10 protein-coding genes are annotated in these 12,824 nt (G+C 56.8%); 3 read left to right on the plus strand and 7 right to left on the minus strand.

The window, feature by feature from the left end; translation table 11 throughout:
* Window positions 1-19 precede the first annotated feature (19 nt).
* The 3 genes from GQ56_RS0133185 to GQ56_RS45020 all read left to right on the plus strand — a co-directional run bounded on the left by GQ56_RS0133185 (window position 20) and on the right by GQ56_RS45020 (window position 4,046).
* Window positions 20-1,153 carry a glycosyltransferase family 2 protein gene (locus tag GQ56_RS0133185; protein WP_031402754.1) on the plus strand — a complete coding sequence of 378 codons (1,134 nt, stop codon included), beginning with the start codon at window positions 20-22 and terminating at the stop codon, window positions 1,151-1,153.
* 14 nt (window positions 1,154-1,167) lie between these two features.
* On the plus strand, window positions 1,168-2,697 hold the full coding sequence (locus GQ56_RS40275; protein ID WP_031402755.1) for a glycosyltransferase family 2 protein: 1,530 nt from the start codon (window positions 1,168-1,170) through the stop codon (window positions 2,695-2,697).
* Window positions 2,698-2,825: 128 nt separating this feature from the next.
* A complete protein-coding gene (locus GQ56_RS45020) occupies window positions 2,826-4,046 on the plus strand; it encodes a polysialyltransferase family glycosyltransferase (RefSeq protein ID WP_152601935.1) in 1,221 nt (406 codons plus the stop codon).
* 37 nt (window positions 4,047-4,083) lie between these two features.
* Here GQ56_RS45020 and GQ56_RS0133195 read toward each other — a convergent pair whose 3' ends face one another.
* From GQ56_RS0133195 to GQ56_RS0133225, 7 genes are all read right to left on the minus strand, one after another.
* Entirely contained in the window at window positions 4,084-5,955 is a 1,872-nt protein-coding gene (locus GQ56_RS0133195) for a polysaccharide biosynthesis protein (protein ID WP_031402756.1), read from the minus strand.
* A gap of 102 nt (window positions 5,956-6,057) precedes the next feature.
* Complete coding sequence (locus tag GQ56_RS0133200; protein ID WP_031402757.1) at window positions 6,058-6,915, minus strand: glycosyltransferase; 858 nt, start codon at window positions 6,913-6,915, stop codon at window positions 6,058-6,060.
* The gene (glf, locus tag GQ56_RS0133205) at window positions 6,912-8,093 is read right to left on the minus strand and encodes a UDP-galactopyranose mutase (RefSeq protein WP_174923248.1); all 1,182 of its coding nucleotides are present in this window, start codon (window positions 8,091-8,093) and stop codon (window positions 6,912-6,914) included. Before glf ends, GQ56_RS0133200 begins: the two co-directional genes overlap by 4 nt.
* 160 nt (window positions 8,094-8,253) lie before the next feature.
* A complete protein-coding gene (locus GQ56_RS0133210) occupies window positions 8,254-10,107 on the minus strand; it encodes a DUF4422 domain-containing protein (RefSeq protein WP_034199861.1) in 1,854 nt (617 codons plus the stop codon).
* A gap of 48 nt (window positions 10,108-10,155) precedes the next feature.
* Window positions 10,156-10,899 carry an ABC transporter ATP-binding protein gene (locus tag GQ56_RS0133215; RefSeq protein WP_031402760.1) on the minus strand — a complete coding sequence of 248 codons (744 nt, stop codon included), beginning with the start codon at window positions 10,897-10,899 and terminating at the stop codon, window positions 10,156-10,158.
* A gap of 14 nt (window positions 10,900-10,913) precedes the next feature.
* The gene (locus tag GQ56_RS0133220) at window positions 10,914-11,705 is read right to left on the minus strand and encodes an ABC transporter permease (RefSeq protein WP_031402761.1); all 792 of its coding nucleotides are present in this window, start codon (window positions 11,703-11,705) and stop codon (window positions 10,914-10,916) included.
* Between the two features lie 121 nt (window positions 11,706-11,826).
* Entirely contained in the window at window positions 11,827-12,822 is a 996-nt protein-coding gene (locus tag GQ56_RS0133225; protein ID WP_031402762.1) for an MraY family glycosyltransferase, read from the minus strand.
* Window positions 12,823-12,824: the final 2 nt, after the last annotated feature.

The raw sequence follows: 12,824 nt of genomic DNA on the forward strand, positions 1-12,824 counted from the left end.
TAGCCGGAGAAATGAATCCGTGATTGATCTGTCTTACATTATTCCAGCCTACAACGTTGAGTCCTTTATAGAGGAATGCCTGACCAGCCTGATTCGCGACGTTGGCATCAGCTACGAATTGATCGTGATTGACGATCGATCGACGGACCGCACAATGGAGAAGGTGAGCGAAGTTTGTGCGCGCCATCCGAGTCTCCAGCTCGTCATCGACTCCACCCAGAATTACGACGCGTATCGAGCCGGTGGACTCAGTGCCGCCCGCAACACCGGTATTCAGCTCGCGCGTGGCCGCTATATCAGCCTGATTGACAGCGACGACTGGGTCGACGCGCGTGCCTTCGCGAACGCCGTACGCCTGCTCGATCGCCACGGCGGCGATTTTGCATGGCTACGATCGTTGGTGTACAACCAGCGATCGGGCGAATTTGCACCGTTTAACGACAAAGCCGCTTTCGATTCGGCACTGGGTGGCGACCCTTTCGTTCTCACGAATATCCAGGATTGTCCTCAACTCGCTCATTTCGAAGCGTCTTCATGCAATCGCGTCTACCGGTCCGACTTCCTGCGCAACCGTATCGGCCCCTTCCCGATGGGACTGATTTACGAGGATGTTCCGAATCACTTCCGTGCCATAGCGATTGCATCGAAAATCCTGCTGACCTCTGCGCCCGCCTATTTCTATCGCATCAATCGTCCAGGGCAAATTACCAGCCGAAACGACGAGAAGCGCCTCGATTTCGTTCGCATCATAAAGGCAGTTGCATCGGACTCCGATATTACCAGCCTTCCGAGCGCCGCTGGTGCAAAAATTGTCTCACACCTGATTGACTTCGCCTTCTGGTGCATCACAAGCGTTGCACATCCGGTGCGAGAACGCTTCGTAAGCGAATTGTCCGATGCGTTCAAGCTCTTCCCGAGCGCATGGCTCAACGAAGTACTTGACGCAAACTCCCGGAATGATGATCGGTCGTACAAACTCTGGCTGATCTGCAACAAGAAAGCACGGGAACTTTCCCTCTATCTTTCGAAAGAAACCGATGCACGGACATCGTTCCGCTTTTACCTCGACACCGGCAGAAGGGAACATGCTCAATTAGCCATGCGCCGGCGCGCAAAAATCGCGGTGGCGAGCCTGATGCGCCGCTTCAAGTAGTAGAGGAATTCACCATGACAAGACTTGCCATTTCAGATTTTCTCCCCAGCGGGATTGCCGACACCGAGCGTACCGGCTGGCTGGCCTCTGATGTGAACATGGATGAAATCCAACATGCCAGCGCATCGATTGCCGCATCAAATCACGCGGAAGGTTTGCTTTATGCAAGCCGTGCAGACACGCTGTTTCACATATCAAACGACAGCGCGCTGCGTGCGTTCCAGTTTGTGGCATCGGACCTGGGGCGTCGCGCGATCGTCTACCACCCGGTCGAAGAAAAGCGCAATGAACTCAAAGCGCTCATAGCACAGGAATCCAACGCCAGGATCGTCTGCCTGGACCGGCTGGACGATTTTGCGAACGTGGTCGCCGCATGGCAATGCGACACAATTGCCGCATACATCGACTGGGCCTTCTTCAGTCTCGAAACCGTCGAAAAACTGTCCCGCTCCGCCAGGATCGACACACTAATCGGTGGCTTCGAAGAGCACCGACTTCCGGCCAGGCAACTCTATCAGCTGCTCAAACCGCTGGTACGCTCGTTTCGGCTCTATAGCGTTGAACGCTGGAATGTCATTCATTGGAATGAAACGCAAACCGTCGATGTCAGCATCATCGTCCCTGCATACAACATTTCCGCCTACCTGCCGCAATGCCTCGATTCGCTAGGAGCGATTAGCGGCATCACTTCCGAGGTCCTGGTTGTTGACGACGGGTCTAAAGATGATACAGCTGCAATTGCAGCCGCTTACGCTGAAAAATACTCCAATATCCGTTTGATTTCCCAAGTCAATGGCGGATGTGCGGCCGCTCGTCAACGCGGACTCGACGAGGCACGTGGCACCTATATCGGGTTTGTCGACGGAGACGACTGGATTACGCCGGGCATGTTCGAGAAACTCGTCGGCGCAGCAATCGATACTGGCGCCGATGTATCTCTGTGTGGCTACGTCGAAGAATACAGCGCCAGCGGCACCAGCCACAACGTCGAGGAGCATTTCGGCTCGGCCAAACGGGCACTGTTCGACTGTTATCGCGTCGACCCTGACGAAGTCGTACTTCATGCACCGACGATCTGGCGCAAGATTTTCCGCAAAAATTTTCTGGATGTCCACGGAGTGCGATTTCACACGGACATCAAACGATTCGACGACCTGCTGTTCAATGCCGAGGTACTGTTTTGCCGTCCACATACTGTCGCCACCAGCGGTCATATGTACCACTACAGACTCGAGCGCCCGGGGCAAACCGTCGGATTCAAGGACGAAAGGCTGTTTGTCCATTTCGATATATTCAAGGCGCTACACGAGCGCGCATCCGCGCTAGGTACTCTTTCCGTGGAAAGACTCTTCAAACAAATACAGATCAGCACCCACTTCTGGGTCGACAGCCTGCTGGAAAATGATCTGAAAACCAAATATCGCGCCCAGGCAGCTCGCGATATTTTTTCGAATCTGCTTCTCCTCGAAAATGAGGACATTTACAAACTGGCCCGAGGCCTTTCTTCGGAAAAAGAAACTTTCGTCCGCTCTATTAATAAATAAGCGAGACGGCCAATGACGATACAGGGCGCAAGCTTGTGCCCTGTAACGTTTTGTATTGTTTTGTGTCTTGCACTAGCCGCCCGATCCCTTACAATAGAATAAAAATTCATGAATGAAGAGGGCGTAGCATGCAACAACCGCACAAGCCGCGGATCGGGCAATATTTCAAAAGTGCAATCGCATCGCTTGTGCGTCGCCAGCATCATTCCTCGATACTTCGTGATGAAGTAGCCTCGCTGAAACAGCAATTAATCGAATACCAGGGCCAAGTAACCGAATCATTGAAGGCTCAATCCATCGGCCTTGATACACTCGGCGGCAAGCTCACGAATTCAATCGAAAACTTCCGCCCCAAGCGGCTTTTTATTTCAACCGGTTTCTTTTCAACTGCCATTGCCGCGACGATTGCACTGCAAGGCGATGCCTGCTATGACGACTACCTCCTCGTCCCAATCGATCGCCAATCAGAAAGCGACAATATTCAATGGGCATATCAGGCGAACGATTCCTGGATCGACGTCAAATGCATACCCCACTCGGAATATTACAATCACAACAATGATTCAAAACTGCCATTCTCGGAAATAGAATTCGATTCGATATTTTCGCCGTTCATCGAAATGACCGGGTTCATAGAAGAGAATTTCCACGCAAAAAAACACCACTACTTCGAAGAGGGAATCACAAGCTACCTTCAAGTTTTGCGGGAAACTAAAAATCTCCAAGACACCTTATTTTACGCACTGTCTCCGTCCCTACTGAGAAACTCATCGGTAATTACGCCCCCCGTCTCCGGAGCGATATTTCGAGAGATATTCATTCGAAATAATGCATCGTACCGCGTCCCGATATTCGAAAATCCGCGAAACATTCTGATCCTTGCCACTGGCGCACCGCCGGATCATACGGGAGATCCGCTCGCAGCCCTGTCGGCCTACGTGCCGATCGCTCAGGCGATGATCAATGCCGGCGTTGACGTTTGGTTGCACCCCCATCCCCGGGTATCTCTCGGAGATACTTTCGGGACATCGGAATTGGCACGCGCAGGTGTGCGACTGATCGAAACCGATGCACCTCTGGTCGAATCGGTCATCGTAAATAATCGGGAAAAAATATCGGCAATCGTGTCGATTTACTCGAGTCTGACCGTGCACGCTCTCACGTTGTTCGGCATTCCCGCCTTCTCCGTGCACGCCGCCCCTCCGGACGAGAAACAGGCATGGTGGAAAGCGATTCAAGATGCCGCGATACCCGATGCAGAATGCCTTCTGCATGCATCGTCGGATGAGTTGCTACACATCGCAAACTCGTTTCACAATCAAAACATCGGTTGGGCGCCGACCCTTTGAAGATACGGCGGGTTGCCCATAAAACGATGGAATGCAATTACGCAGCGGGCCGACTCACCGCCTGCAACGGCGGCACATTGACCGGCTGATACTCCGCCACCCATTGCCGAAGATCGCGCCGTACTTCCTCGTCGCTCAATACGCGATATTGCATCAGCCAGGGCAACAGCTCGTCAGGTAGCCCTTCACGCACCTCGCGAGCTGCCGCGATCCGAAGTTTCGGGTGCGGCGTACGCGTCGTCGTTTCATCGCACGCGAGCAGCTCTTCATAAAGCTTCTCGCCGGGGCGCAATCCCGTGAACTCGATACGAATCTGATCTTCGGTGAAGCCATATAAACGAATCAGATCTCGCGCAAGGTCGACAATACGAACCGGATCGCCCATATCGAGAATGAATATCTCGCCGCCGAGCCCCATGCTGGAAGCCTGCAACACGAGCTGTGCAGCTTCCGGAATCGTCATGAAAAAGCGCGTGATCTCCGGGTGGGTAACCGTAACGGGTCCGCCCTTCGAGATCTGCTGCTGGAATTTCGGGATCACGCTACCGGCACTGCCGAGCACGTTGCCGAAACGCACAGTCTCGAACTGCGTGCGCTCGCTCGTCTGCTGAAGCGACTGGCAAACCATTTCGGCAAGTCGCTTGCTCGCGCCCATTACGTTGGTCGGGTTGACCGCCTTGTCTGTCGAAATCAGCACAAAATGCTTGACCCCATAGCGTATTGCCGTGCGCGCCACCCGGTACGTGCCGAGCACATTGTTGCGCACGGCCTGCCATGCATTGTGCTCTTCCATCAGAGGCACATGCTTGTATGCCGCGGCGTGAAACACGATGTGAGGCGTATAGCGCGAGAATACTTGATCCAACAGAAGCGAATCTTTCACATCACCGACGATCGATATGACAGGTAGCCCTGGCCAGTGCTCGCGCAGTTCCTCCGTCAAGCGATACATCGCATATTCAGACAGATCGAATGCGACAAGCTGCGCTGGCGCGAAACGAACAATTTGCCGGCACAACTCCGATCCAATCGAACCGCCGGCCCCCGTGACCATCACAACACGATCCCGCAACAGCGCTTCGACATGTGGCGTGTCGATCCGGATGGGATCCCGCCCCAGCAAGTCCTCGAGATCGATGTGGCGCACACGCGAAAGAAACCCCTGCCCCTGCGTGACAGGGGTGAGAGCGGGCAACACCATGGCCTTCACGCCCGCCCGGACACACAGGGTGGCAATGCGACGATGCGTTTCGATCGACGCTGACGGCATTGCGATGATCACATTCTCGACCTTCATCGCCATGGCGATTGCCGACATGTCCGCGACCGTTCCAAGGACCTTGTAACCGTAGATTTCACGCCCGCTCTTGACGGGGTCGTCATCCAGCAACCCGACCAGTCGCCACTCCGGCGACCGCTTCAGTTCACGTGCGAGACTTGCTCCGGCATTTCCTGCGCCGAGCAACAAAACCGGCTTTCCCTGCGCGACGAGGCCGCCGTACTGGTAGAACTCCTTCGCCGTGCGGTAAGCCGCACGTGCGCCGCCCATCATCAGAAACAGAAACAACGGGAACAGAAACAGAACCGAGCGCGGAATAACGGGAGCCGGTTGAAGCAACACGGCTCCGGCCATGATAAGAACCACAGCCGCACCGAGGGCTTTCGCGATGCGAACCAGATCCGGCAGGCTCGCGAACACCCACATGCCGCGATACAGCCCCCCGAGCCTGAAAATGATTGCGTGCAACGGCAACACCCACGCAAGCGCGTGGATCGCACCCTGCAGAAAATCGGGCGGCACGCTGCCGTTGAAGCGCACCATGTAAGCACCCAGCCACGCCGCGGCAACCGCGCTGAGGTCGAAGACAAACGCGCACAGCGATAGCCATGAGGCCTTGATTCGAATCATCGACATCTCGTCACTTGAGCCATTTCAGAGGCCATCCGGATCCACAGGCACTGCTCGACTCGAAATCGAGACGACGCTGCCAAGCCGCAATATGCAGCACTTTCAAATTCTGACCTTCCAGCTGTCGCGCCACGCTTTCAACCAGCGGCGCAGCGAACTGATGCGCCCGTCCTTTACCGCGACAAATCCGTGCATCGCGAGCGGCTTGACCAGGCGCCATTTCGGGGCCGTGCCGTAATGGCGAAACACCGCGAGCTGGTTGCGCAGGTTGTAATAATGCTTCACACCATACGGCCCGCTGCGCAACCGGCCGCCGGCAGGCCGCCGATGATCGATTACCGCCCCGGGTGCAAGCCAGATCGACCAACCTGCCCGGCCAAGACGCAGCGAATACTCGGTATCGTCATAGGCAAGAAAGAACGATGCGTTCGGCAAACCGACAGCCCTCACTGCCGCTGCGCTGACGAGAAAACCGACGAACGATCCGCAGTCAATGCGTACTGGCGATTCACGATACTCGGCTTCATCAACAACGGGCTCCTTCAGCGTGGCTGGGTCAAACCGGCGCCGATGCATCAGCGCAACCCGGCCGAACTCAAGAACCGTCGAACAGATCGCGCCCACCTTTTCGTGAGCAAGCTGTCCCAACGGTCCGAGCAGTTGCTCGACCAACGATGGTGTTGCGATCGCATCGTCGTCGAGCAACAGAATCCAGTCCGCGCCCAACTCCAGCGCGCGGTGCACGCCGGCCGCGAAACCGCCTGCGCCGCCAAGGTTCTCGTCGAGCCTGAGCACGTGGATCCCCTGAGCCTGCTTCAGCACGTCGACCGTTTCTTCGCCGCTGGCATTATCCACCACAATCAGCGCGTCAATCATCCGCGTCTGCCCGCGCAGCGCATCGATCGCATCAATCAATAGCGCAGGCCGATTGTGGGTGACGACAACAGCGGCAATTCTCATTGCAACGGATCAACGAAGAACTGCGGCACGCTCGAACCGGCCGCACGCGCAGCGAGGAACCCGTCGGCAGCGTCCAGGGCTTCCTGGATCGTCACGTGCATATCGAGATAGCGATACGTACCAAGACGGCCGACGAAGCTCACGTTACGCTCGTTCCTGGCCAGCCCCACGTAATGGGCCAGCATCGTCTTTTCCTTTGCAAGACGAATCGGATAGTACGGGACGTCGTCCGCGCCGCAATAGCGGCTGTGCTCCTTGAAGATCAGCGTCCGCTCGTGGGTCTCCCAAGGGGCGAAATGCTTGTGTTCGGAAATGCGCGTCCACGGCACATCGACATCGCAATAGTTGATCACCGCATTGCCCTGATAGTCGCCGTCGTGACGTGATGCTTCGAAGTCCAGCGTTCGATACCCGAGACGTCCGTCCTGGAAACCGAACCAGCCGTCAACCGGACCGCTATAAAAGACGTGATCGTAACCACCCGCTTCCTTGCGGTCGAACCGCTGGTTCAGGTGAACCTTGATGTTCGGATGGTCGACGAGCTTTTCGACAATATAGGTATAGCCATTCTTCGGCATACCCTGATATTTGCTGTTGTAGTAATTATCGTCATAATTGAAACGCACCGGCAGACGTTTCAGGATGCTGGCTTGCAATTCGGTCGGATGCATGCCCCACTGCTTGGTCGTGTAGCCGAGGAAAAATGCCTCGTAGAGGTCACGACCGACAAAGCGCAGTGCCTGCTCCTCGAAATTCTTCGGATCGACGATCGATTTGTCGCCGATAGATTCAAGGAACGCCTTCGCCTCGTTCGGCGACATGGCCTTGCCGAAAAACTGATTGATCGTCAGAAGATTGATCGGCAACGTGAACACACGCCCCTTCACAACCGCCTTGACGCGATTGACAAACGGCATGAACTCATCAAATTCGTTGACGAATTTCCACACGTGCTCCTGGCTCGTATGAAAAATATGCGGTCCGTAAGTGTGAACCATCACGCCGGTTTCCGGATCGCGATCGGAGTGGCAATTGCCAGCGAGATGCGAGCGGCTATCGAATACATCGACCTGATAACCGGCACGTGCCAGTTTGTACGCGATAACTGCTCCAGTAAAACCGGCACCTACAATTCCAACTTTTTGCACTTCGAACCCTCTATTCAATGAATTATGCATTCACAACAATTCATATGTCATGACCCGCGATGACGCCCGGTGAATTCGCCTGCATTGTCCGTCCAACTCGCCAACCGAGACTGAGAACAATGTAACGAAAGATGACCCCTCGAACCATGGACTAGGCATCTATCTTTCACGATATGGGATCGCACGCGGCTCACATCATCAAGTCGCGCACCCAGAAAAGTTGGCGCTGAAGCCGATTCGGCAGGCGTCGCCAGAGCGCGCGCGCGCCGCGGTACATCGGCCCACGGCGCAACCCGGCATCCAGCGTCGGCGCGGAAAGCGGGCGACGCTCGATGACAGCCTCGTACCAGAATGTCTTGCGCAGGTAGTACCAGTAAAAATGAGCAAGCGGCGCAGCCGCGTTATTCCACGGTTTCGCCTCGAATCCTGCGTAGTGGACCATTTTCGGTGCGGAAAAAACCTCCCGCACCTTGGTCGCCAGATTGCTTGTCAAGCCGGAGATCACGTCCATCGACACATTGACGACGTTCCAGCCAAGGTCGAGGAACTTCACCTGCCCGACCAGATGGCGATTCAGCACATCCTGATCGAGAAACCAGTAACGCTTCGAAATAAGATCCTGATATGCCTTGTCACGGATATTCATTTCACGGAAGCGTTGCAGGTCGATGACGATCAAGCCGGCCTGGAAATAGTCATCTCCGTGATCGCCCATCCCGAGCCAATTGCGCAAATAATCGCCGGCGCGCGCACCGCCCGCTTCCTTCATGGCCGGCACGCCCGTCGCAGCGAAGCTTCGCATAATGACGTCGGGCACCGCCGCCGCAGCGTTGCCCTCCATGTCCATGTCGTACAGCGTCGACAAGTCATCGAGGACGATGGTATCGGCGTCGACGTAGACAACGCGATCGTGATTCGCCAGCAGCTCACCGAGGCTGAGCCGATAGAATGTCGCAGCGGAAAAATGCGCGTGAACCGGAATGTCGGAGAACAACTCGACACATGCCACGAAAGTCAGGCGCCCCGGCCCACTATCCCGGAACTGCCGCTGAAGCAATCCGCGCTGCTCCGCCGGAATGCCGCCGTCGAGCACGATCAGGTCGAGTTGCTTGCCGACCGCCAGATTGTCCTGAACCGATGCCATGAAAGCCGCCAGGTGCGGAACGAAGTTCCCGTCCGATGCCGTGACGATGCTGACGACTTCGCCTTCGAGCAAGTTCGGCGCGCGATATGGCGGTTTCTGATCCTTCACGAATACGCGCTCGAGTTCGACATAGGTTTCGGCCGAAGCGAACTTGCGATGTGCGAATACGTTGAAGAGTCGTTCCGACATATAGCCGAACACGCGTCGGGCCGCGACGGAGTAATTGGTCAGATCGAGCCGGCGCTCCACTTCGAACAGGATTGCGAAGAGCCATGTGCAATACTCGTCGAACACATCACGACGCAACACGAAGATGTTCGTGAAATAGCCATCGTGCCCCCGCATCACTTCATCGTATTGTTTGACATCGGACGGATACAACGCCCCGATCACATCGCGCAGCACATCGAGATCCTTCCCGAAGTGATGATCCGCGCTCACATAATGGCTGTGCAGGCTCCGGCTGCCGGCATTGCGTACGCTCCATTTCTCGGGCAACACGGCAAGCAGGCCGGGTTTCGATTCGACGACTGCGGTAACGGCTTCTTCCGTGAGTCCGAGCGCGTGGATCGTCGCATCGTCGAGTACGTCGTAGTTCACGCAACCGTGCGCGTCAGTCGTATGGTGCGCGCCGGTGAAATCGAGCAGGCGGCGATAATGCATCAGCCCGATCCACTTTGCATCGGTGTCGTTCTTCCAGGCCCAGTAAAGAGCCGTGAGTTCGCAAAATGTCTTGTTCTTCGCGGAGATGTGATCGCCGGTATCGTCGCGCAGCGTGCCGAGATCAACTGACGCCTGCTCTGCTCCGACCTGGATCGGCAGGAAGCAGCCGTCAGTAAAGCTCGGGCCGGGCTTGTGGTGGCATACATAAATATGCACGGGGCTTGTGGTATCAGACATATCGATTACATACGAAAATTGGAACGCTTACGGGCACCTGGATTCAGCTTATGGATGAGCCGGCGCGTTCGGCTGATCCACGGGCACCTCCGTCAAAGTCCCCTTTTCGAGAATGATTTTGCGGTTGCAGACTTTCCGCACAAGATCGGGCGAATGGGATGCCATCACGAGGATCGACGAGCGCTCGACCAGCGAGTTCAGACGATTCGATGCCTTCTTGTTGAACGACTCGTCGCCGACCGACAGCCATTCGTCCATCAAGAGAATGTCTGGATGAACGGCCGTGGATACCGCGAACGCAAGTCTCAATGCCATCCCGCTCGAGTATGTCCGCGTCGGCATATTCAGATAGTCGCCCAATTCGCTGAACTCGGCGATCTCGTCGATTTTCTCCTCGATTTCCCTTGGTCGGAGGCCCATCACCACGCCGCGGAGAAAGATATTTTCATAGCCCGTCGCCTCCGGATCCATGCCCAGAGACATGTCGAGCAACGAACCGATACGCCCCTGCACATCGAGCTTCCCCGCTATCGGCGCATACACACCGGACAGCACGCGAAGCAACGTTGTCTTGCCCGCCCCGTTATGTCCAACCAGTGCGACACGATCCCCCGGATTGAATTGAAACGATGCCTCACTGACTGCGCGCACGACAACGTGCTTGCCAGCGTCGTGCGCCACCCGACCGCCCGTCGTCGCCCGCAACATCGTCTTTTTCAACGATCGATGCGACGCATTGAAGATCGGGAATTCGACAGTGATCTTCTCGGCGCGAATATGTACGGAATCCATTCTTCCACTCATGATCAAAGCCAATATGCGACACGGTGGCGGTACCGTGACAGCAGGAGGGACGCGATGACTGCTGTCACCACGATGATGCAGGCAACCCACAACCACGATGCGAACGACGGCATCTGACCGAGCAGCGGCCCGCGCACGATGTTCAGCAGATGCGTCGCCGGATTCAGTTCGACAAGCCACGCAAACTTCACGCCGAGCGTTTTCGGCTGCCACAGAATTGGCGTCACGTAGAAACCGATCATGGTCAAATTCTGCACGACGGGTTGCAGATCGCGAAAACGCGTGCAGGGAATTGCAACGCAAAGGGAAATGAAGAAGATTGCAACCGATGCGACCAGCAATCCGGGAATGGCCATGAGTGCCGTCGGTGACCAGCCCGGTCCAACGAACGTGATGACGACCGCAACCACCAGGAAGTTGTGCGCAAAGATGATCAGGTTCCGGATCACGAGCCGCAGGATGAAGGACGGCAAAGGCAGACGCGTCTGCTTCATCAACCCCTCGAACTGGATGAACCCTGTACAGGCCTCATTGATTTGTGCGGCGTAAAACGACCATATCACCTGCCCTGCCGCGTAAAACGGCAGATACTCATGGATCTGCATGTTGAAAATCAGCGACCAGACTGCACCCAGCGTCGCGATCATGATCCCGGTGCTCAGCGTCATCCAGAACGGGCCCAGCACCGAACGGCGGTAGCGCTGCTTGATGTCGTACCACGCGAGCAGCCCCCACAGTTGCGGCGCCTTGACCGTGTCGAACAGCTCGTTCCTTCGGTAATCGATTTGAGTCATACGTATCCGTTGTCCAGCCTTGATTTACCCTTGCATCCGCGTCGCGACCTGCCGATGCGACCGCACGCTTTCATCGGCCGCTCGACGCAGGGTCTCGTCGAAACGGCAAACCGTTTTCACCTCAGGCAGGTTCCTGGCGCTCGAAGCGCTTCCATGCCGCATCCAGCCTGAAGCACGCGACGAGCAACCCGAGATACCACACCACCACGATCGCGTACTGAGCGAACGCCGGCAATCGCAGCATTCCGTTGCCCAGCAGCGCCGCCGCCGCCATCAGTCCGTACCAGACCGCGGCAATCGGACGATGTCCCATGCCCATGCGGACGAGGCGCTGATAGTAATGTTCACGGTGCGCCTCCCAGATCTTTTCCTTCCGGATCGCGCGCTTGGCAAGCGTCAGCGACGCATCCGCAATGAACGGCGAAAAGACAATCGCCGGATACCACAGCGGCCAGACGTCGTTGCGCCAGCCGTACAAGCCGAGCGCGCCGGCCATGAAGCCCAACGGAATCGAACCGACATCGCCGAGAAAGATCTTCGCCGGATGAAAATTGAATACGAGGAACCCCAGTGCGCCGCCGGCAAGCGCGGCCGCAACCACGGCCAGTTCCGATGCGTGGCCGGCGGCCGCCCATGCGTATGCGGCAAACCCGAACAACGCCATGCCGCCCGCCAGGCCGTCGAGACCGTCCATGAAGTTGTACAGATTGGTCATCCAGACGGTCGCCACGCCCAGCGCGATCGCCACCCACAGGCCATCGCCGGTCTTGAGCGACCAGACGAACAGCCCGGCAACGATGAAGTGGACGGCAAACCGGATACCGGCCCGCAGTCCGCGCCGATCGTCGATGAACGAGAGTACCGCCAACACGACCATGCCTGCCAGCGCATAGCCGATCCGCGAACCGGCGCCGACCACCAGCGACACCGCGACGGCCGCGGGCACGACCCCCCAGCCGCCCACGCGCGGCACCGGTATCGTGTGAAGTGACCGCCAGTTGGGCGTGTCGATCGCGAGCCGCCATGCAAGCCGGGTCTTCAGCAGCCCGGCCAGCACCGCCATGCACACGAGCGCAGCCAGTACCACGGCCACGACGATTGAAGGAAGATCCCGCATGT

The organism is Burkholderia paludis (genome assembly GCF_000732615.1).
GTDB classification, from domain to species: Bacteria; Pseudomonadota; Gammaproteobacteria; order Burkholderiales; family Burkholderiaceae; genus Burkholderia; species Burkholderia paludis.

Bases quoted from the DNA above. Each gene is read 5' to 3' on its own strand.
- GQ56_RS40275 (WP_031402755.1), top strand. From the start codon at position 1,168: ATGACAAGACTTGCCATTTCAGATTTTCTCCCCAGCGGGATTGCCGAC.
- GQ56_RS45020 (WP_152601935.1), top strand. From the start codon at position 2,826: ATGCAACAACCGCACAAGCCGCGGATCGGGCAATATTTCAAAAGTGCA.
- GQ56_RS0133195 (WP_031402756.1), bottom strand. From the start codon at position 5,955: ATGATTCGAATCAAGGCCTCATGGCTATCGCTGTGCGCGTTTGTCTTC.
- GQ56_RS0133200 (WP_031402757.1), bottom strand. From the start codon at position 6,915: ATGAGAATTGCCGCTGTTGTCGTCACCCACAATCGGCCTGCGCTATTG.
- glf (WP_174923248.1), bottom strand. From the start codon at position 8,093: ATGCATAATTCATTGAATAGAGGGTTCGAAGTGCAAAAAGTTGGAATT.
- GQ56_RS0133210 (WP_034199861.1), bottom strand. From the start codon at position 10,107: ATGTCTGATACCACAAGCCCCGTGCATATTTATGTATGCCACCACAAG.
- GQ56_RS0133215 (WP_031402760.1), bottom strand. From the start codon at position 10,899: ATGGATTCCGTACATATTCGCGCCGAGAAGATCACTGTCGAATTCCCG.
- GQ56_RS0133220 (WP_031402761.1), bottom strand. From the start codon at position 11,705: ATGACTCAAATCGATTACCGAAGGAACGAGCTGTTCGACACGGTCAAG.
- GQ56_RS0133225 (WP_031402762.1), bottom strand. From the start codon at position 12,822: ATGCGGGATCTTCCTTCAATCGTCGTGGCCGTGGTACTGGCTGCGCTC.